This is a genomic window from Rhodocaloribacter sp. (genome assembly GCF_056451265.1).
In genome coordinates this window covers 101,050-121,357 of record NZ_JBWOPL010000041.1, presented here as the reverse complement: position 1 = coordinate 121,357, position 20,308 = coordinate 101,050, and the positions used below count along the sequence as shown (strand labels likewise).

13 protein-coding genes are annotated in these 20,308 nt (G+C 67.4%); 6 read left to right on the top strand and 7 right to left on the bottom strand.

The window, feature by feature from the left end:
- Positions 1-428: 428 nt before the first annotated feature.
- From AC1HIY_RS07220 to AC1HIY_RS07205, 4 genes are all read left to right on the top strand, one after another.
- Positions 429-665 carry a hypothetical protein gene (locus AC1HIY_RS07220; protein ID WP_479576047.1) on the top strand — a complete coding sequence of 79 codons (237 nt, stop codon included), beginning with the start codon at positions 429-431 and terminating at the stop codon, positions 663-665.
- A 322-nt stretch (positions 666-987) separates the two neighbouring features.
- Positions 988-1,434, top strand: coding sequence for a large conductance mechanosensitive channel protein MscL (gene mscL, locus AC1HIY_RS07215; protein WP_479576046.1), 447 nt, complete (start codon positions 988-990; stop codon positions 1,432-1,434).
- Between the two features lie 159 nt (positions 1,435-1,593).
- Positions 1,594-2,361 (top strand): alpha/beta fold hydrolase, encoded by a 768-nt coding sequence (locus AC1HIY_RS07210; RefSeq protein WP_479576045.1) that lies wholly within the window; start codon positions 1,594-1,596, stop codon positions 2,359-2,361.
- 123 nt (positions 2,362-2,484) lie between these two features.
- Positions 2,485-2,985, top strand: a complete 501-nt coding sequence (locus AC1HIY_RS07205) for a DoxX family protein (protein WP_479576044.1) — start codon at positions 2,485-2,487, stop codon at positions 2,983-2,985.
- Positions 2,986-2,993: 8 nt separating this feature from the next.
- Here the strand turns inward: AC1HIY_RS07205 and AC1HIY_RS07200 are convergent, their stop codons facing one another.
- The 5 genes from AC1HIY_RS07200 to AC1HIY_RS07180 form a co-directional block, all read right to left on the bottom strand.
- A complete protein-coding gene (locus AC1HIY_RS07200; RefSeq protein WP_479576043.1) occupies positions 2,994-3,464 on the bottom strand; it encodes a nucleoside 2-deoxyribosyltransferase in 471 nt (156 codons plus the stop codon).
- Positions 3,465-3,807: 343 nt separating this feature from the next.
- Positions 3,808-5,694 (bottom strand): trehalase family glycosidase, encoded by a 1,887-nt coding sequence (locus AC1HIY_RS07195; protein WP_479576042.1) that lies wholly within the window; start codon positions 5,692-5,694, stop codon positions 3,808-3,810.
- 48 nt (positions 5,695-5,742) lie between these two features.
- Positions 5,743-6,963: an MFS transporter gene (locus tag AC1HIY_RS07190; protein ID WP_479576041.1), complete on the bottom strand. Its 1,221-nt coding sequence runs from the start codon at positions 6,961-6,963 to the stop codon at positions 5,743-5,745.
- A gap of 244 nt (positions 6,964-7,207) precedes the next feature.
- Complete coding sequence (locus tag AC1HIY_RS07185) at positions 7,208-9,475, bottom strand: alpha-amylase family glycosyl hydrolase (RefSeq protein ID WP_479576040.1); 2,268 nt, start codon at positions 9,473-9,475, stop codon at positions 7,208-7,210.
- A gap of 58 nt (positions 9,476-9,533) precedes the next feature.
- Complete coding sequence (locus AC1HIY_RS07180; protein WP_479576039.1) at positions 9,534-11,204, bottom strand: sodium:solute symporter; 1,671 nt, start codon at positions 11,202-11,204, stop codon at positions 9,534-9,536.
- Positions 11,205-11,454: 250 nt separating this feature from the next.
- On the opposite strand from AC1HIY_RS07180, the gene AC1HIY_RS07175 reads away from it, so the two are divergent.
- On the top strand, positions 11,455-14,091 hold the full coding sequence (locus AC1HIY_RS07175) for an amylo-alpha-1,6-glucosidase (RefSeq protein WP_479576038.1): 2,637 nt from the start codon (positions 11,455-11,457) through the stop codon (positions 14,089-14,091).
- 141 nt (positions 14,092-14,232) lie between these two features.
- Positions 14,233-16,308, top strand: coding sequence for a GWxTD domain-containing protein (locus tag AC1HIY_RS07170; RefSeq protein ID WP_479576037.1), 2,076 nt, complete (start codon positions 14,233-14,235; stop codon positions 16,306-16,308).
- Positions 16,309-16,378: 70 nt separating this feature from the next.
- On the opposite strand, the gene AC1HIY_RS07165 is transcribed toward AC1HIY_RS07170, so the two are convergent.
- Together AC1HIY_RS07165 and AC1HIY_RS07160 are read right to left on the bottom strand one after the other, a co-directional pair.
- A complete protein-coding gene (locus AC1HIY_RS07165; protein WP_479576036.1) occupies positions 16,379-16,816 on the bottom strand; it encodes a hypothetical protein in 438 nt (145 codons plus the stop codon).
- A gap of 123 nt (positions 16,817-16,939) precedes the next feature.
- Positions 16,940-20,308 (bottom strand): CRTAC1 family protein, encoded by a 3,369-nt coding sequence (locus AC1HIY_RS07160; protein WP_479576035.1) that lies wholly within the window; start codon positions 20,306-20,308, stop codon positions 16,940-16,942.

Below are 20,308 nucleotides of genomic sequence, written 5' to 3'. Positions count from 1 at the left end.
TCGCGCACGTACGGGTCGTCGTCGACGATGAGGATGTGGGCCGGCGGATCAAGGGGGGCGGGGCTTTCGAGCACGGTCGCTTTCGGGTTGGAGGCTACGGCAGACATGAGCTTCGGGGCGGCTCGGGATTGCCGGCGGTTGCGTAAAAGGTCGGGCGGAGGCGGAGGGCATCGTGCTTTTGCTTTCTGTTTTGCGCGATACGAGTACGGGCTGTCTATCTCTCAAGCATGGGAGGAATCCTCTCTCGGGGGCCGGGTCACCCCCCCTCCGTCGCTTCGCGTCACCTCCCCCCGGCAGGGGGAGGGGTTTCTTCGATTATAGACCGTCGGTTCAGCCCTCCGCATCTGTGCGAGGGATCGGGGAAGGCGACGTCGAAACCCTCGGGGGGCGGCCTCGTAGGGAGAGGGACACATCGCATGAGGAGCCGCATGAAAGACCTTTCCAAAATCGCCCTGCTCGCCTTGCTCGTATTGCTCATCGTCGTGCTCTCCACGTTCCACATCTCGACCGAGGCGTTCCTCACGGGTGGTTTTCGGCGGCTGCTTCCCTTGCTCGCCATCGGCTGGCTGATCTGGATGTTCAGTCGGGGCGGATGCTGTTGCCGCCGACGTTCCCCCGCGTCCGACGACGGAGCCGGGTCGGACGCGGACGGTTCGGACGTGTGAACGGAGCGTCGGGGCGGCCGCATGCCCCTGCTCACGGCTCATCGTATGATTATCAGCCGCGCCCGGGCGGGTTTCGATGAGGCGCGTGGGCGATTATGAGCCACGGCACGGATCCAAGGGCCGTTTTTGCGAGGGCACATCAAAAAAATCTATGCTATTCAAGTTGTTGTTTTATAATAGATTATGCCTGTTAATATTGAGGCGGGTCGGATATTTTCTTGAGCTATGGGGTCGGAGGAGGTAAGTTTTTTGCCTGATGCGCATGGGCATGATTTCGATTGTGCATTCCCACCTTTCCCAACCCAATATCGGAGGTATGTCTATGCTCAAGGAGTTCAAAGAGTTTGCCATGAAGGGCAACATGGTCGATATGGCCGTGGGCATCATCATCGGCGCGGCCTTTGGCGCGGTCGTCAAATCGCTGGTCGATGACGTATTGATGCCGATCATTGCGGCGGTATTCGGCACGCCGGATTTCAGCAACCTGTTCATCATCCTGCGCAACCCGCCGGACGTGACGGGGGTGGACCTGAGCACCGTCGCCGCCGTGCGTGAGGCGGGCGGTGTGGCGCTGGCCTACGGCACGTTCCTCAACGTGGTCATCGCCTTCCTCATCGTGGCGTTCGTGCTGTTCCTCGTCGTGAAGGCCATGAACGAGATGAAACGGAAAGAGGAAGCCGCCCCCGCCGCTCCGGCCGCTCCCCCGGCGCCTTCGGCGGAAGAGAAGCTTCTGGCCGAGATCCGCGACCTGCTCAAGTCGCAGGCGTGATCCCTCATGCTTATCGCGCGGGGCTTTCCCGCCCGTCGGCGGCGCGTCGTGCGAAGCGGCGCGCCGCCGGTCGTTGCGGGCCTTCTGGCAGAGGCCGGCGAACCTTGGGCGGCGCGCGTCGTTTGCGGCTTCCACCCGTCACATCCGGTTCGACTGGTCATGGAGCTTTTTTACAAGGAGTACGGAGCAGGACCCCCGCTCATCATCCTCCACGGTCTTCTCGGGGCGAGCGGCAACTGGCACACGCTCGCGAGCCGCGTCTTCGCCCGGCATTTCCACGTCTATGCGGTCGATCAGCGCAACCACGGGCGCTCGCCGCACGATCCGGTGCACGACTACCCCGCCATGGCCGATGATCTGGAGGCATTCATGGACCGCCACGGCCTCGCCACGGCGCACGTCCTGGGCCACTCGATGGGCGGAAAGACGGCCATGCAGTTCGCCCTCACGCGTCCGCGCCGGGTGGATCGGCTCGTGGTGGTGGACATCGCGCCGAAGCGGTATCCGCCGTGGCAGATCCACCTTTTCGATGCGCTCCGCAACCTCGACCTGAACGCTTTCCGCTCCCGCGCGGAGATTGACGCGGCGCTGGCCCGGCGCATCCCCTCGACCGCCGTGCGGCAGTTCCTCCTCAAGAATCTCCGAACCGAACCCCACGGCGGCTTCTCGTGGATCGTGAACCTCGAAGCGCTCTATCGCAACTACGACCGTCTCAGCGACGACATTCCCGCCGCCGGCACGTTCGAAGGTCCGACGCTCTTCGTGCGCGGCGGCGACTCGCCGTACATCACCGACGAGGACCTGCCTCGCATCCGCCGCCGTTTCCCCCGCGCTCGGCTCGTCACGATCCCGGGCGCGGGGCACTGGGTCCACGCCGATGCGCCCGAAGCCTTCGCCCGGGCCGTGCTCGATTTCCTGACCGGCTGAAGGGCTCACCCGGACATCCACCCACACATCCCCACCTCTCTTTTTTTCAAGAGGGTCTGTCGAAAAACGCCGCGATGATTTACCTTCGCCGCGTTGGCAGCGTCAGGGACGAAGGAGACCATTATGAAGACGAAGGGGAGAACGCCGGGGATCGGGCGTTTTGCGGATCTGGGTCTGTTGATCCTGCGGGTGGGTGTGGGGCTGGATTACCTCGCGCTTCACGGCTGGGGCAAGCTTGCCGGGGGGCCGGAAACGTGGGCGAAGACGGGGGCCGCCGTGAGCCATTTCGGCATCGAGTTCGGCTTCGCGTTCTGGGGCTTCATGGCCGCTTTCGCGGAGACGGTGGGCGGGGCGCTGCTGGCGCTCGGGCTCTTCTTTCGCCCGGCCTGTCTGCTGCTTTTCGTCACCATGTTTGTGGCCGTCGGGCGTCATCTCGGACGCGGGGACGGCTGGGGGGGAGCCTCGCACGCCCTCAAAGGCGCGATTCTCTTTTTCAGTCTCCTCTTCATCGGGCCGGGCCGGTACAGCCTCGATGCGCTCCTGGCCCGTCGACGCGCCGCGCGGAGAACGCCGGCCGCGCCCCCGGCCGAGCCGCCCGGCATGGACTTCGGCAATGCTTCGTAAACGGCCGGTCATTGCGGCGGCAGGGCGCCGGTCCGCAAATAATGCGTGAGCGTGGCCATGAGGGCCTCTTCTTCGTGCACGATGGCGTCGAGCGCGACGTGGAGCATGGGGTTAAGCCGCGCGCCGAGGAACGCGCCCCGCGCGTCGGTGTGGAAGCCGAGGAGGAGCTTGCGGCGACCTTCGAAGTGGCGCTGGGCATACGCCAGTCCGAGTTCGACGCACGCGCCCTCGTCCGGCACGCGCCCGTCGGCGACGAAGAGGAGGATGTCGGCGGCGAAGACCTCGTCGCGGTCGCGGGTGAAGATGGCCTCGCGCCGTTCGTACGGGTCGGCGATGTTGAAGGGCGGGCGGCCCTTCTCCGGCCCGTCGCGCTGCGGGAGGTAGACGGAGAACCCGGCGGCTTCGAGCCGGGCCGTCAGGCGCTCGTTGAAGGCATACTCGGCGGCGCAGAAGAGCGGGGCGGCGAAATAGATACGCATACGGATGGCGGTCGGGGGGATACGTGAGGCAGTCCGGTTCGGCTCAGGGGCCGGATGATTCGAGCCAATCGGCATCGGCGCCCACGAGCAGGTATTCAACCTTCTCTTCGTCGAAGGCGGACCATATGTCTTTGTAATCGGGATTGAGCAAAGCCGCGCTCTTTGAAGGTCCAGGCCGTTACGGTGAGCGGCCAGACCATGGCCGGCCGCTCGGCCGGAGAGGATTGTTCGAGCTCATTTGCTCGATCTTCCTCGTCCAGCCCTCGAACCCGAAGGATACGTCTTTTTTCGTTTTCAGGCCGGTTCACGTCGCTTTGGATCGCCGGGCAGGCGGCGGGTTCCCTCATGCCGGGGCGACGCCGGGGGGCGGCGTGCCCGCTTCGAGGGCGGTGCGCTCCGGGGGCGTGAGGAGGGCCAGGCCGAGTTGATACGAGGCGTTCATCCACCCGAACCCCTCGCGGGTGATGTAGTCGAAATCGGTGCCCACGTTGCCGTATTCGACAAACACGTCGTGCGTGCGGCGGACGACGTCGTACTTCTCGGGGATGGTGCCGTTGTAGTCGGCGGCGTTCCGGGTGATCATGTGGAGCCACCGGTAGGCGAGGCGTCGGGCCTCGTCGGCGTAGCCGTAGCGGAGCAGGCCGTGCCAGGCGAGGATCTGGTGCGGCGGCCAGCCGAAGGGGTAGTCCCACTGTCGCTGCGGGCGCTCGTCCGAGATCGGTCCGCGCGCGCGCTCGGTCGTCGAGACGAGGCCGCCCGGCATCTCGAAGAGCGGCAGGGCGCGGGTCGCGAGCGCCTCGGCCTGCGCCTCCGTCGCCAGGCCCGCCCACAGCGCATACAGCGTGGTGACGCTCTCGAAGCCGGTCCGCTTTTTTTCCACGAAGTCATAGTCGAAGAACATCCCGCGCGCTTCGTCCCAGCACATCTCATGGATCCGCGCCTTGCGGCGCTCGGCGCGTGCGGACCACTCGGCGCTCGTGTGCGTGCGGCCGTCGGGCGTCGTGAGGGCGTCGCCGAAGACGTCGCGGAGGGTGCGGGCGAGGTCGGTCTCGTATTTGTAAAGGAGCGCGTTCAGGTCGACCGTGCAGAGGTGGGCGGCGCGGCCTTCGAGGCGATAGCTGTTGTCGTGCCCGGATTCGCGGAGCGCGCGGTCGTGCACGAAGTAGGCGTCGAGTTCGGGATGGACGATCTCGCGGCGGCGCACGGCCCGGGCGAAGGCGCGGAGGTCCATGCCGGCGGCCTCGGCATACGGGCGGAGCACGGCGTCGAAGTGGCCCTCCTCGGTCTCGGGCGGCATCCCGATGCCGCGCCCGTAGTACCGGCTCAGGCCCGTCGCGGTCCGCTTCGGCGGGGCGGTCCACACGGTCTCGTATTCCCGGATGGCCGTCGTCATCACGTCGCGGAGCCAGGCGTCGCGGGTCGGACCTTCGGGGAGGTGTTCGTAGACGGCGAGGCCCATCGACGTCAGGAAAGGCGGCTGCGAGCGGGTCAGGTAATAGCTTCGGTTGGCATTGAGAATCTGCCCGTAATGCGTGATCTCGTAGAGGAAATGCTCGACCATCGCCTTCGCCAGGTCGACGCGCCCGTCGTGGAGGAGTCCGAGCGCCTCGAAATAGCTGTCCCACCCGTAGAGTTCGTTGAAGCGTCCGCCGGGCACGACGAACGGCAGCCCGCGCAGCCGCCCGTCGGCGTCGCGCACGAGCTTCAGGCTGAGGATGCCGGGCCGGTCGTTGAGGCCGAGGACGTATTCGGGCGTGATGGCATCGGGCAGCGCGACCACGTCGAGGCCGAGTTCGGGGCGCTCGCGGGCGACCTCCGCGAAATACGCCTGCGCCGTCGGGTCGGTGTGCGGCACGTAGACGCGGGCGCGGCGGTCGAGGTCGGCTCCCTCGCCCTTCGTGTCGATGGTCGTGCGCGCCAGCCCCTCGGCGTCGACGGTGCGCGTGAGGCCGTCCCAGAAGATCTCGCGGATCATCCGGGAGATGCGACGCACGGGGTTTTCATAGAGCCGCTCGTAGTCGACCGTGAGCGTGTCGAGGCCGGCTTCGCGGGCGAGCGCCAGTTCCTGAAGCAGGTTCGAGAGCGCATACGTCCCCTCGACGGCATAGGCGCCGCCGACTTCGAAGCGCCTGGGCCCGTCGTCCTTGACGGTGATCTGCCGGTCGCCGTCGGTGTCTTCCTGGGCGAGCAGGCGGCGGAACGTGTCTTCGACGGGAAGGTGGAGCGTCATGGCAAAGGGGGCATAAGGAGAGGGCAGGCGTACGGCGTGTCAGGCGTTCTATGCGGGGTCAACCACGCGGTCGGCGAGGCGTTTGTACGGAAGCAGGAGCAGCCCCAGGAGCGTCATGGGGATGAGGGGATAGAAGAACGCGTCGTGGGTGCTGAAGCTCCGTGAGATGAAGCCGACGATGAACGAGCCGGTGGTGCCGCCGAGGGCGGAGAAGATGATGATCAGGCCCGTCATGGCGGCGTGCCGGGGCTTTTCGAGCTTGCTCAGCACGATGGAGACGATGGTCGGATAGATGGGGCCGATGAAGAAGCCCATGACGGAGAAGACGAGCGCGAGCAGGGGGATGCGGCTCCATTCCTGCACGTCGCCGGGCTGCCAGTCGGAGGTGGCGAGGAGGATGGTCAGCGTGAGGACGAAGGCGCCGCCGAGGAGGGTGAGCTGCGTCGGGAGCCAGGGCAGGCGTTTCGAGAGGTAGCCCATGAGGAAGCGGCTCAGGGCGATGGAGCCGGCATAGACGCTCAGCAGCCCCGCCGCAATGGCGGGCGCGAGGCCGAAGATGCGCTCGTGGAACGTCGGCAGCCACGTGCCGAAGCTCTGCTCGATCATCACGTAGAGCCACGCGCAGAGGACGAAGACCCACACCATCGGCAGGCGGAGCAGCTTGAACATCTCCACGATGCCCGCCTGCTCCGGATGCGCCGCCACCTCGCGCTCGTCGAGCGGCGTGCTGAGCAATAGCAGAAACGCCAGCGCGCTCACCGAGGCGATGAGCCAGTACGTCTGGTTCCACGAGAAATGCAGGCTCAGGGCAAGGGAGAAGAAGAGCGGCCCCGTCAGCGCGCCGACCTGAAAGGTGCCTTCCAGGATGTTCATCAGGCTGGTGTGGTCCTGCTGGTTTTTCGTGATGAGGCCGATGGTCGAATACACCGCGCCTTTCATCAGCGCGAAGCTGACGCCGATGGTCATGTAGAGCACGGGCGTCACCCAGAAGCCGCTCACGAGCGCCACGAGCATGCTTGCCAGCGTGACGGCCAGCAGTCCCGCCAGCATCGAGCGCCGGTAGCCGAAACGCGGAATGTACGAGGCCAGCAGAAACGACGCCCCGGCGATGGAGAGGTCCTTGAACGCCTCCAGGCTCGCCGCCAGCGCATCGTCGACGCTGTAGCTCTCGATGACGCGGGCAATGACGATGCCGACGGTGTTGAGCAAAATGGCGAAGACGAAGAAGTTCAGCGCCAGCGAGATTCGAACTTTCCAGGTTGAGGACATGGGCCGGATCGGATTGGTGAGTGACCCCGCTTCGCTTCATCCGTCGTCTGCATGGCCGGGTCAGGGCTTGGAGCGGGTTTCGAGGTGGTCGGGTGGCATCGCACGCCGAGCCATGGGAGGCGGCGCGTCCCGTCGGGGCGTTCCCACACGGCGCATGGGCGCGAGCGGTTTCATGAAGGCAGTCGCCTTCCCCCGAACGCGCGCCCGTCGGGGCGAGCCACGGGTCGCCCGATGCGCCATGACTTCAAAGCTCAAAGATCCGCATTTCTCCGGCCTTCATCCAGTACGTTTTTTCGGACCATCCGGCGATGTGCGGGTCGCGCTTTTTGAACCATTGGAAGGTGAAACAGACCCCTTCCGGGATTTCGACCTCGGCGGTCCAGTACGGGTAGTCGTCGGCGTGGAGCGGCACGGCCCGCCGGGGGTCGCCGCCGCCGAGCGCTTCGAGCGCGCCGAAAGCGTGGATCGTCTCGCCCCAGAACGTCTCGATGCGGAGGCGGAGGGTCGTCTTCACCGGCGCGCCCGGCGCAGCGTCGGGCGCGGGCAGGAGCCACCGGAAGCCGTACGGGGGCACGACGAGGTCGCCGGAGGTGAAAAAGAGCGTCTCACCGGTGAGCGCGTCGCGGAAAGCGGGGCCGCGCCAGGCCGCCGGAAGGGCGGAGAGCCGGAGGCGCTCGGGCGCGCGCGAGAAGTTGGACACGACGAGGAGCCGCTCGCCCTCATACACCCGCTCGACGACGAGGAGCCGGTCGCTCTCGGTGAAGAGGAGGTGCTCCTCGGCCCGCCCGTGGAGCGCCCGGAGGCGTTTGCGCGTCGCGGCGAAGCGTTGGAGGCCGTGGAAGAGCCGGTGCGCCGCCGTGCCCGGCACGCGCCTTCGCTCGGCCCGTTCCCAGTCCATCCTCGGGCGATGCACCCACCGGTTGTCGGCGGCTTTGAGCGGGTCGTCGAGGTACGAGAAGTCGTTGAGCTGACCCACCTCGTCGCCGCTGAAGAGCAGGGGCGCGCCGCGCATGGTGAAGACGACGTTGTGCAAAAGCAGGAGCCGGTCGAGCGCCGCCTCGACGGTCTCCGGCGCGCCTTCGACGAGCGCTTTCTGCAGCCCGGCGAGGGCGGCGGCCGTGCCGGAAGTGCGCGCCTCGCCCGTGCGGCGGTCGATCTGAAAACGATAGCCCTCGGCGTAGCTTCCGGCCAGGCGGCCCGCGTAAAAATCCGCGCAGAACATGCGGGTGCGATGCCCGTCCTGCCCGACGGCGGCGGCGTCCTCGTCGGCGATGCCCCATCCGATGTCGTCGTGGCAGCGGACGTAGTTGAGCCAGAGCGCGCTCGCGGGGGCCGGCGGAAGCGTGGAGAGCGCCGTGCGGAGCAGGCGGGTGTTCTCGGAGGCGAGCGCGTGCCAGAGGTGACACATCAGCGTGGCATTGTATGCCAGTTCGCACGCCTTCTCCTCGTGCCCGCCCACGCCGAGATAGCGGATGATCTCGTCGGGCGCGACGATGGCCTCGGCTTTGAAGAGCACCCCCGGCGCGGCGATCCGCATGAGCGCGCGATAGGCGCGGAGGAGCGCGTGCGCCTCGGGCAGATTGCGGCAGTCCGTGCCCATCTCTTTCCACAGAAACGGGACGGCGTCGAGGCGGAGGACGTCCGCGCCGGTGTTCGCCAGAAAGAGCATTTCCTCGAACATCGCAGCGAAGACCGCCGGGTTCCGGTAGTCGAGGTCCCACTGGAAGTCATAGAACGAGGTCCACACCCACTTTCCGATCTCGGGCACGAAGGTGAAGTTGCCGGGCGCGAAGTCGGGGAAGACCTCCGGGAGGGTGCGTTCGAAGGCGTCGGGGAGGGCGCGGTCGTCGAACATGAGGTAGAACGCCTGACGCTCGGGGTCGCCGGCGAGGGCCTTTTGCGCCCACGGATGCTCCCGCGCCGTATGGTTCATCACGAAGTCGATGGCGAGGCGCATCCCCCGTGCGTGGAGGGCGTCGGCGAGGGCGCGGAGGTCGGTCGTCGTGCCCAGGCGCGGGTCGACGGTGCGATAGTCGGCCACGGCATAGCCGCCGTCGTTCGGCCCCTCGCGCGTCTTGAGCAGCGGCATCAGATGCACGTACGTGACGCCGAGTTCTTCGAGGTACGGGAGCTGCTCGCGGACGCCCGCGAGCGTGCCGGCGAAGAGGTCCACGTAGAGCGAGACGCCGATGACCTCCTGGCTTTGATAGTCGTGCGGGTCCGCTTCGTGCCGGGCGTCGCGGGCGCGGAGGGCGGCCCGTCGGCGGAGGGCTCCCCGGACGGCGGCGTCGAGGAGGCGGAGCGCCCACGCGGCTTGCTCGAAGGCCGAGCCGTATACGCTCGCGTAGGCCTCCCAGAAATCGGGCAGGTGCGCTTCGAGGCGGGCGTCGAGGGCCGGCCGGTCGGCGAGCCTCTTCGCCTGCCGCGCCCGGAACGCTTCGAGGAGCAGCCGCGCGTGATCGCCGGTCGCCCACCGCTTCTTCGTGATTCTCTCCGGCGTCTTCGCAACCATGGCGCGCTCGTGTGAGGGCGGCGCCCGGCATGAAGCCCGCACCGTCCGCCCGGGTTTCTTACCAGAACATGCCGACGAAAAGCGCGATGAGCAAAAGCAGGGCCACCGACTGGTACCGATAGTTCAGGTACCACGGGAGCGCGGCCAGCTCTTTCGTCTCCTCACGGAAGAAGGCGGGCGTCCACGTCAGCTCTTTCACCTGCTCCGGGTCCGGCGCTTCCGTCATCAGGCTGACGACGACCATCGTGACGGCGCTGATGGAGAGGAGGATCGGGGGGAGGTAGAGGAAATGGAGCACGGGCACGCCCTGCGCGGCAAGGAGCGCCTCCTCGGGGCCGAGCGGGCCGGTCTGGATGATGAGCTTGCCGGCCAGCGCGAAGGCGAAGATGACGGCCGCCGAGAAGTGTCCGACGAGGAGCGCGGCAAAGGCGCTGTGCCGGTTGGCCCGTTTCCAGAAAAGCCCCACGAGGAAGCAGGCCAGCACCGGCGGCGCGAGGTAGGCGAGCATCTGCTGGAGGTACGTCCACAGGTCGGGGAAGCGGAGGATCTGCGGCGCCCACAGGATCGCCAGCGTCATGAAACCGAACGTGACGACGCGTCCGACGATCACGAGCGTGCGGTTGCTCGCGTTCGGACGGAGCTTCTTGACGAAGTCCATCGTCACGAGCGTCGAGGCCGAGTTGAGCGTCGAGTCCACGCTCGACATGATGGCGGCCACGAGCGCGGTGATGATCAGCCCCCGGATGCCGGGCGGCAGCAGATCGAACATGAGGGTGGGAAAGATGAGGTCGGCGTTTTCGGCCAGGCGCGCGGCGATCTCGGGATGACTCTCCGCCGTATAGATCAGCCGGGCGAAGATGCCGGGCAGCACCATGATGAAGATGATCGGGAGCTTGAGCAGTCCGGCAAAGAGCGCGCCCCACCGCCCGTGGTTGAGGTCCTTCGCGCCGAGCGTGCGCTGGACCATGAACTGGTTGGTGCCCCAGAAATAGAAGCCAAGGAGGAAGACGCCCGTGAGCAGTCCGGGCCACGGCATCGTCGGGTCGGTGGCCGGCTGGATGACGCTCAGGTCCTCCGGCGGCACGACGGCGAGCACGGCGTCCCACGAGCCGACGGCGTCGAAAGCGATGACCGACACGAGCAGGGCGCCGAGGATCAGAAGCACCGCCTGTACGGCGTCGGTGTAGACGACGGCCTTCAGCCCTCCGGCGATCGTGTAGAAGCCCGCCAGCACGCCGAGCACCGTCACGGCCTGCCACAGCGGAATGTTCGGGTAGATCATCTGCACCACCAGCGCACCCGCATACAGCGCCGCCGCCGTGTCGATGACGATGTTCATGAACACCAGCAGCGCGGAGTAATAATACCGCGAACGCGCGTCGAAACGACGCTCGAGAAACTCGGGCATCGTGAAAACCTGCGTTTTCAGGTAGAAAGGCAGGAAAAAGACGATGAAGAAGATGAGCACGAAGGCCGCCATCCACTCGTAATTATACACCGAGATGCCCGAACTGAAGGCGCTCGAGGAGAGCCCCACCATCGTGCTCGAAGACACGTTGGAGGCAAACAGCGAGAAGCCGATCAACCACCATGTCAGCGATCGCCCCGCGAGGAAGTAGTCGGTGGTGGTCTCGGTCTTTTGGGAGACGTAGATGCCGACCCATACGATGAAGATGACGTAGGCCACCACCATGAAGAGATCGAGCGCGGTCAGTTCAAAAGCGGGCATGGAGGTGCGAGGCTGGTGAGCGGACGGGGACGAAGCGCCGCCGGGGACGAATGCGCGTGGACGGGGTGGAGAACGTCCGTCGCCCGGAGGGCAGGGCGGCCTCCCGGAGAGAGGCCCTGAATTGTAATCGTTTGCATCACAAAAATGCAAGCGGGATCTTGTGCACCCGAGAAAAAGCTGAAACAAAACACGCGGTGCGCTCCGGGGCGCGTAAACGCCTCCGCCCGCGCATCCCAAACCGGCAACACCCATGGCATCCTCACGGCTCCTTCCGCTCTGCCTCGTGCTCGTCACCTTCGCTTTCCCGACGACCGCCCGGGCGCAGACGACGGCGGGCCTCGTGCCGCGCTTCGAGCCTGCGGAGAGCGGCCTGAAGCTCGAACGATCCGCACGGATCGGCGCGTTCTTCGACGTGCTCGGACGAAAGTCCGCCGTCTTCGGCTATGAAAACCGGCCCTTCGAGGTGTGGGCGTATCCGCTCAAACTCATCGCCGACTTCGAACTGGCCTTCCGGATCGCGGACTATCCGGGCACGTTCGCCGGGACGGACCTCATCACGAGCGTGGACGTGCGGCCCGAGGCGACGATCCTCACGTACACCCACGCGGCCTTCACCGTCCGGCAGATCCTCTTCGCCCCGGTCGACGAGAGGGGCGTGGTCATGCTCCTCGACGTGGACAGCGTCCGGCCCCTCACCATCACCGCCTCGTTTCGCCCCGATCTCCGCCTCATGTGGCCCGCCGGGCTGATGACGGGCAACATTTTCTGGGATGACGAGGGCGACTATTACGGCATCGTCGAGGAGAGCCGCCGTTTCGCCGGGATCGTCGGCGCGCCGGGGGCGCGGGACGTGTCCGTGATGCCGTATCAGGAGGAGCCGCGCGATGTGCCCAACCGGTTCGTCCTCGACGTGTCGCCGGAGACGGCGCGGGACTATCTCCTCCCCGTCGTCGTGGCGGGGAGCGTGGACGGCTTCGAGGCCGCGCGCGCGACGTACGACCGGATCCTCGGCTCGGTCGAAGCGCTCTATGACGCTAACGTCCGGTATTATCGCGACTTCCTCGCGCGGACGACCGCCCTGCACACCCCGGACGAGCGGCTCGACGAGGCCTTCGCGTGGGCAAAGATCGGCACGGACAAGGGGCTGGCTACGAACCCCTACCTCGGCACGGGCTTCGTGGCGGGCTTCCGAACGGCGGGCAACAGCGAGCGGCCCGGCTTCGCCTGGTTCTTCGGACGCGACGCCCTGTGGACCACGTTCGCCCTCCTGGCCTACGGCGACTTCGACGCCGCACGCACCGCGCTCGACTTCCTCAAAAAATTTCAGCGTGAGGACGGAAAGATCCCTCACGAAGTCTCGCAAAGCGCCGCGCTCCTCGACTGGTTCGACGACTATCCGTATCCGTGGGCGAGCGCCGACGCCACCCCGCTCTTCATCATTGCCCACGCCGAACATTATCGCGCCACGGGCGACCTCGACTACCTCCGGGCGAACTGGGAGGCCTTGAAGAAAGCCTTTGCCTTCACCGCCGCCACGGACACCGACGGCAACGATCTCATCGAGAACACGGGCTTCGGACACGGATGGGTCGAGGGCGGCGAGCTTTATCCGGCGCACGAGGAGATCTATATGCAGGGCCTGTGGGTGGAGGCGGCCCGGGATATGGCGGAGATGGCCGTGGCGCTCGGCGACGCGCGACAGGCGGCGGATGGCCGCGCCGCCGCCTTCCGCACACGGCAGGCCCTCGAGAAGGTCTACTGGCTCGAAGACGTGGGACGCTATGCCTTTTCGAGCCGAACGCCGGGCCGCGCCGACCCCGAACACACCGAGCCCTTCGCCGACGAGAACACCGTGTTGCCCGCCGTGCCGATGTGGTGGGGCGTCCTCGACGACGAACGGGCGCAGGCGACCATCGACCACCTCGGCGCGGGCGCGCTCGCGACGGACTGGGGCGCCCGCATTCTCTCGGATCGCAGCGAACGCTATGATCCGCTCTCCTATCACTACGGCTCGGTGTGGCCGCTCTTCACCGGATGGGCGGCCATGGGAGCGTATCGGTACGACCGGCCCCACGTCGGCTATCAGGCGCTCATGGCGAACGCCTTCCTCACGCATCAGGACGCCCTCGGCTACGTGACCGAACTCCTTTCGGGGGATTTCAATACGGCGTTCGGGCGCTCGTCGCACCATCAGGTGTGGTCCGAGGCGATGATCGTCACGCCGGCGGTGCGCGGGCTCTCCGGCGTGGAGGTCCGGGACGCCGGGCGCACGCTCCGCTTCGCCCCGCAGCCTCCGGCGGACTGGGACCACTTCGAACTGACGAACGTGAAGGCGGGCGATGCGACGTACACGCTCCGGATGACCCGGGACGTCGGGCGGACGCGCCTCGTCGCCGAGCGAACCGCCGGGACGGGCGTGGCGACGCTGGAACTGGCGCCCGCCTTTCCGATAGACGTGACGTTCACGGACGTTCGGGTGAACGAGGGGCCGCAGGCGGACTACGAGGTTGTTTTCCGGGGAGATGGTCAGCGGGCCGTCGTGCGCGTGGAGGATCCGCCGGAACGGGTGGAGGTCGTCTTCACCCACACGCCGGGCACGCACGTGTACGTGCGGCGGGAGCCCGCGCCGGAGGGCGCGCGGAACGAGGGCCTTCGCGTGCTCCGGGCACGGGCGCTCCCCCTTACCGAAGGGGAGGTGCTCGACCTCGTCGTCGAAGGGCGGGGCGGACGGACGTACACGCTCTACGTCCGCACGCCGCACCGGATCGGCGTGGTCGGCGGCATGACGGTGACCGAAGCCGCCAACGGCGACGCGGCCCTCCACATCACCTTCGACGAATCCGACGAAGGGTACGTCCGCCGGTCGATCCGTTTGCCGTTGCGGTGAGCGGCGCTCTCGCCGAAGGGGGCATAACCGAAGGAATTATCGAACCTTGAGGAAAACGGGGGGTAACATACGTCGGTCCCTCGCATCGAAAGTTCGAGGCGCGGAAGGCGTGTGTTTTACGGTTGATCGGAGAGCTCCGAGATGGCGAGGCGAAGACGATTTTTGACGATGGTCGGCGCACTCTGCGGGATGATGTTGCTCGTCGGAGTGGCGCGGGGACAGGGGCTGTCCGGGCTGAACGTTGCGTTCGCCGAGGGCGTGCGGGCCGTCGAGGCAGGGGCGTATGAGGCCGCCGTGATGCCGCTCGCCGCCGTCTTTCGCGAGGCTCCCGACTTCTTCGTGCCGGGGCGCGGGTCGGCGGCGTACTGGCTCGGGCGCGCCTATCGCTCCGCGGAGAAGCCGGAACGCGCCCTCGACGTGTGGGCGCGCGGGTGGCAGGCGCTCACGGAAGCGGGCCGCATCGACCTCCGGCTCGCCGATGCGCTCATCACACAGACCTTTGCGCGGAAGGACACGCTTCGGTATCCCGTGGCGGCGTCCGCCTATCTGACGCTTCTCGAACACCTCGACGGCGATCTGCCGGAGGACCTTCGCCCCATCCGCACGCGCGTGCTCGCCCCGCTGGCGCTCATCCTCCCGGACAGCCTCCGCGAAGCGACGGGGCTCTCCGAGGTCGCCGCCGCCGACACGGTGCGCCTGCCCCCGGGCATGGGCGCGCGGCTGGCCGCGTGGTGGCGGAGCATGGACCCGCTGCCGGCCACGCCCGAGAACGAACGCCTGCTCGAACACCTCGAACGCGTCGCCCACGCGACGAAGACCTTCGGCCACCCGCTCGCCCCGCTCGGCTTCGACGACCGCGCACAGATCTATATCCGTCTCGGGCCGCCCGCCCGCACCACCGCCGTCATGATCGATCAGAATGAGCCGCTTCGGCCCCAACTCTCCGACGCCCTCGCGCCGTTCTATCCGGAGGGCGTCTTCTGGGTGTACGACCACGTAGACGACACCGCGCAGTACCTCTTCGTGCGCGAGCGCGGGCGGCCCTTTCGGCTCGGCAGTCCCGTGGATCTCGTGCCGCCTTCGCTTCGGGGTCGGCGGAGCAGCCTGCGCCTCATGGCTTCGATGATGGGCATCTATCGGTTGCTCGCGCTGTACCATCCGAAGGGGCACTACGTCTCGATGTACGAACAGATCGAGAACTACCTCGGGCTCCTCGAAGACTATGCGCTCGCCGGGACGCAGCGCAGCCCCGCCGGAACGTATCGGGCCACGCCGCCGGCGCCGGCAGCCACGGTCTTCTCGACGCTCTCGCGCGCCCGCGCCGAGGATCGCCGCGCCATCCAAAGCCGCGAGGCCCGCGTCCCCGCCGCCTATACGAACGTTTTCGACGACGTGGACCGCCTGCCCGTCGAGGTGCGATGGGCCCGCTTCCTCGACCCCGACGGCACGACGCGCACCGAAGTGTACTGGGGCCTGAAGACCCGCGACCTCGCGCCTTCGAAAAAGCTGGAGAAGCGGCTGAGCGAGGAGGGCTTCACGCCCGAGGGACCGTATCTCATCGAGATGACGGCGCTCCGCCAGACGGACGACTTCCGCGCGCGGGGCCGGCAGGTGGCCCGCCGCATGGTGGCCGACGCCGGGGGAGACGAGACGGCCGTGATCCCGGCGCAAACCTTCGTGGCGCGGGGCGATACGGGACGATACGGCCTCGCGCTTCAATGGGACGTGTCCGTATCGTCGGTGGGCGCGGCGGTGGCGCGCGGGCCGAAGTTCAAGGTCGGCGTCTACCGCATCGGCATGGTCGAGGCGCTCTCGCCCGACCCGGCCCGTCTGGAGATGAGCGACCTCAAGCCGATCCGGCTCCTCGACGCGGCGCAACCCCTCGACGAGGCGACGCCGTATCCCCACGGCGCCCTCACGCCGGAGATCGCGTTCGGGCTGTACTTCGAGGTGTATCACCTCCTCTTCGGCGCGGACGATCGCGCCCATTTCACCGTGGCGTATGAGGTGGTGCGGCGCGGCAAGAACGGCGAACGCGAACAGCGCATCACCGCGACGACGCCCTACACGAGCGACCACCGCACCGCCCGCGAAACCATCTTCCTGGATCTGCGCAAGCTCCGCGCAGAGGGGCGCTTCGAGGTCGCCGTCCACGTCACCGACGACACGACGGGCCGGACCGTGACGCGCACGCTGTCGTTCGACGTGCGGAAGTGAAGGGACTCGCGTCGGCTCGGCGCTATCGGCCGCGCTCAGGCGCGCGTTCCCCCGGCGAAGATCGGCGTCCTCACTGCGGCCGTTTCGAGAGGACGATTTCCAACTCGGCGATGCCTGCGAAGCCGGGGCCGCTCATCGTGCCCCGGATCTGTTTCAGATCTTCCGTGATGGCGCCGTTGAGTTCACCGAGCGGAGGGCCGTCGAAGAGGAGGTCGAAGTTGATGATAGGGTGGAGATAGCTGCTCGACCCCTCGACGAGCACGAACGATTTCGCGCCGTCCGGGCCGGTCACGGTGCCGCCGCCGGTGACGTTCGAACGGTCCTCGGCAATCGTCATGTCGACCGCGAACGAGAGAGGCATGCCGTTCTGATCCTGCGAGGTGACTTCGCCGACCCAGTTGCCGTCGATGGAGTTCGGCTTGACCTCCGGCTCATTGGAGCCCGAGGAGTCGCACGCGGTGAGGATGAGAAGAAAGGCGAGCGGGAGAAAGAGTGCGGTTCGGGTCATGATGAAGAGGGATACTTCGTGGAAGGGAGTGGCATACATACGCGCGGTGGGGCGGGGCGATCCGGCGGTCTCCCGTCTGAGAGGTTGCACGCAAGCGCCCGCGTGTGACCAGCGTGTGGAAGCTTATTCGCGCCGGGTGAGCGCGGCGTCCGGGGCGTGCCACTGGACGAGTTGGAGGCGGTCGTCGTTACGGGCGGCCACGAGGAGGCGGCTGCCGTCGGCGCGGCGGAGACGGCGGAGGGCGCGCACCTCGCCCGTGAGCCACAGGTTGCTCGTCGCGGGCTCGACGACCGTGAAGCCGCCCCGTCCGTCGCCATGGAGGAACCATCCGTAGCTCGCGTCCTCGCGCCCGCGCCGGGTGGGCGTGCCGCCGAAGTTGCCCGCGAGGATCACGTCCGCATGCCCGTCCCCGTCGAAGTCGCCGGAGAGGACGGCGCGGACGGGGGCGAACTGCGCCTGCACCGGGAGCGCGCGCGTGGTGTACGTGCCGTCGCCGTTGTTCTCGGCATACGTCGTCGTGAACGTGTACGCCACCCGCACCTCGGCGTCCCGGAGGTCGTCGTCGGAGAAAACGTCGTGGAAGCGGGCGGCTCCGAAGGCGGCGTACGTCGGGAAGCGCTCGGCGAGGCGCGGCATCTGCCGGATCAACTCGTCGCGGTCGGCGAAGAGCGACTCGACGCCGTCTTTGTACAGGGTGAGGATCTGATCGACCGTGCCGTTGGCGTCGAAGTCTTTGAGGTAGAGGCGGACGGGCTGCTCGGCGGTGGCGCGGAGGTATGTGTTGTGCCCGAGGTTGCCGAGCACGAGGTCCTCGTCGCCGTCGCCGTCGAGGTCGGCGGCGTGTACGGCGCTCCACCATCCGTTCGTGCCCGTGAAGCCCGCCGCCCCGGTGCGCTCGACGAAGCGGCCGTCCTCGTTCTCAAAAAGGCGCACGGGCATCCATTCGCCCACCACCACGAGGTCCTCGTCGCCGTCGCCGTCGTAGTCGGTCCACGCGGCGGCGGTGACCATGCCCGCCCCGGCGAGGGCTTCGGCTTTCGAGGCCGTCACGTCGGTGAAGCGGCCCGCGCCGTCGTTTTCGAGGAGGAAGCTCGGCGGCGTCGCGCCGTAGGTGCGCGTCTGCACCCGGCTGCCGACGAAGAGGTCGAGGTCGCCGTCCCCGTCGAAGTCGGCGGGTGCGACGACGGACCCCTGCGCGTAAAGCTCCGGGAGGGCCGCCTCGTCGCGCGTGAAGCGGCCCGCGCCGTCGTTCACGTACAGACGGTCGCGGAGGGCGTTGTTTCGGCCCCAGAACTCATTGCCCGCGCTCACCACGTACAGGTCGAGGTCGGCGTCCCCGTCGGCGTCGAAGAAGGCGGCGGCGACGTCCTCGAAGAGGCTGTCGGCCTGCCACAGCGCCTCGTCGGCGGGGCGGAAGTCGCCGGAGGGCGTCTGCTTGAGAAGGCGTGCGGGCTGCCACTTCGCCCCTCCGGCGAAGAGGTCCTCGAGGCCGTCCCCGTCGACGTCGCCCACGGCGAGGGCCGGGCCTTCCGTCGAGAGGAGGTGCGGCATGAGCGGCTCGCGCGTGAAGTCGATGAACGGGTTCTCGCGGTGGCGGTAGGGGAGGTCCACGGCGTCGGTCACGTCCTCGAAGAGCGGGTGGGCGGGGGTCGGCGGGGGATAGACGTAGACGCCGCCCGCCTCGGCCTGCCGGAGCGTGAGCACGCGGTCCGCGGCGACGTCCGTGAGCACCTGAAAGCGGCGATCGGGCCAGATCACCGTCAGCGTGTCCACCAGGGCGCTCGCGCCGAGGCCGAAGTGGAGGCGCGGATCGACCGACGAGACCCACCCGCGCGTGGGCGACTGTTCGAGCATCTGCCGCAGGCCGCCGTGCCGGACGATCACCTTCGCGCCGATGCCCATCGTGTTGCCCCCCTCGCCTTCGAGCGCCACCGTGAGGTAATGGCGGTCCGGTTGCTCGCTCGCGTGGTTCTCATAGATCGACGCCGTCGCGTTGACGTTGTTGACCACGAGGTCGAGGTCGCCGTCGTTGTCGAGGTCGGCATAGGCCGCGCCGTTCGAGAAGCCGGGTTCGCCGAGGCCCCATTCGGCGGCGCGGTTCGTGAACGTGAGGTCGCCGTTGTTTTGGAACGCATAGTTCGGGAGCGGGACGGAGGGCATGTGTTCGAGCAAGGCTTCGAGGACGGGGCGCGTGAGGGTGTCGCGGAGGACGGCCTGCACGCGGGGTTGCACGACGAAGCGGAGGTAGTCCCGGTCGTTCGGACGATGGAAGATGCCGTTCGTGACGAAGAGGTCCTTCCATCCGTCGTTGTCGAGGTCGGCGAGGAGGGCGGCCCAGCTCCAGTCCGTCGCGGCGATGCCGGCATAGAAGCCGAGGTCGATGAAGCGCCCGCGCCCCATGTTGATCTGAAGCGTGTTTCGGGTGAACTGAGGGTGATAGCCCCGGTTGCGTTTGATGCGATAGACGTCGTAGCCCTCCGGGCCGACGACGGTCTTGAGGATGTCCGGACGGGCGGGGAGCATGTCGGTCACCACCACGTCGGGCCGCCCGTCGTTGTTCACGTCCGCCGCGTCGTTGCCCATCGAGGAAAGGCTCGTGTGGCCCATGGCCGAATAGACCGACTCGGTGAAGGTCCCGTCGCAATGGTTGAAATAGAGGTAGTCGTTCTCGTGGAAGTCGTTCGAGACGTAGAGGTCGGGGCAGCCGTCGAGGTTGAGGTCGGAAGCGACGGCGGCGAGGCCGTAGCCGAGGAAGCTGCCGTAGATGCCCGCCGCCGCGCTGATGTCGATGAAACGGCCGTTCTCGTTGCGGAGGAGGAGGTCGCCCGCTTCGGGGTTCCGGTTTTCTCGAAACTCGACGCCGCCGATCTTGCCGATGTCGTGGACGGAGTGTCGGACGAGGTACACGTCGAGGTCGCCGTCGCCGTCATAGTCGAAAAAGACGGCCTGCGTGGAGAGGCCTTCGAGGTCGAGCCCGAAGTCGGCGGCGCGGTCGGTGAACGTGCCGTCGCCGTTGTTGACGAACAGGGCATTTTTGCCCTTCATGGGGCCGTGGGACACGTTCGAGACGTAGATGTCGAGCCGTCCGTCGCCGTCGACGTCGGCCATGGTCGCGCCTTTCGTCCAGTCGGCCTTTCCGCCGACGCCGGCCCGCTCGGTCACGTCTTCGAAGACGAGGCCGCCCCGGTTGAGATAGAGGCGGTTCGGGAGGCGGTTGGCCGTGAAGAAGAGATCGACGAGCCCGTCCCCGTTGACGTCGCCCACCGCCACGCCGCCGCCGTCGTAGAAGTACAGGTAGTCGATGAGGTTGAAGGTCGAGTCCACCGGCAGGTCATTGGAGAAGGCGACGTGCGAGACCTCGGGCGGCACGGAGGTGAAGAGCGGCGGCGCGGTCGGGGCGGAAGGGTCGGCGCAGCCGCCCGGCAGGACGCTCACGACGAGCCACGCGAGGGCGAAGGTGCGAAGACGGACGAAGGGGCGGGAGGCGGTCAT

Bases quoted from the DNA above. Each gene is read 5' to 3' on its own strand.
- AC1HIY_RS07220 (WP_479576047.1), top strand. From the start codon at position 429: ATGAAAGACCTTTCCAAAATCGCCCTGCTCGCCTTGCTCGTATTGCTC.
- mscL (WP_479576046.1), top strand. From the start codon at position 988: ATGCTCAAGGAGTTCAAAGAGTTTGCCATGAAGGGCAACATGGTCGAT.
- AC1HIY_RS07210 (WP_479576045.1), top strand. From the start codon at position 1,594: ATGGAGCTTTTTTACAAGGAGTACGGAGCAGGACCCCCGCTCATCATC.
- AC1HIY_RS07205 (WP_479576044.1), top strand. From the start codon at position 2,485: ATGAAGACGAAGGGGAGAACGCCGGGGATCGGGCGTTTTGCGGATCTG.
- AC1HIY_RS07200 (WP_479576043.1), bottom strand. From the start codon at position 3,464: ATGCGTATCTATTTCGCCGCCCCGCTCTTCTGCGCCGCCGAGTATGCC.
- AC1HIY_RS07195 (WP_479576042.1), bottom strand. From the start codon at position 5,694: ATGACGCTCCACCTTCCCGTCGAAGACACGTTCCGCCGCCTGCTCGCC.
- AC1HIY_RS07190 (WP_479576041.1), bottom strand. From the start codon at position 6,963: ATGTCCTCAACCTGGAAAGTTCGAATCTCGCTGGCGCTGAACTTCTTC.
- AC1HIY_RS07185 (WP_479576040.1), bottom strand. From the start codon at position 9,475: ATGGTTGCGAAGACGCCGGAGAGAATCACGAAGAAGCGGTGGGCGACC.
- AC1HIY_RS07180 (WP_479576039.1), bottom strand. From the start codon at position 11,204: ATGCCCGCTTTTGAACTGACCGCGCTCGATCTCTTCATGGTGGTGGCC.
- AC1HIY_RS07175 (WP_479576038.1), top strand. From the start codon at position 11,455: ATGGCATCCTCACGGCTCCTTCCGCTCTGCCTCGTGCTCGTCACCTTC.
- AC1HIY_RS07170 (WP_479576037.1), top strand. From the start codon at position 14,233: ATGGCGAGGCGAAGACGATTTTTGACGATGGTCGGCGCACTCTGCGGG.
- AC1HIY_RS07165 (WP_479576036.1), bottom strand. From the start codon at position 16,816: ATGACCCGAACCGCACTCTTTCTCCCGCTCGCCTTTCTTCTCATCCTC.
- AC1HIY_RS07160 (WP_479576035.1), bottom strand. From the start codon at position 20,308: ATGACCGCCTCCCGCCCCTTCGTCCGTCTTCGCACCTTCGCCCTCGCG.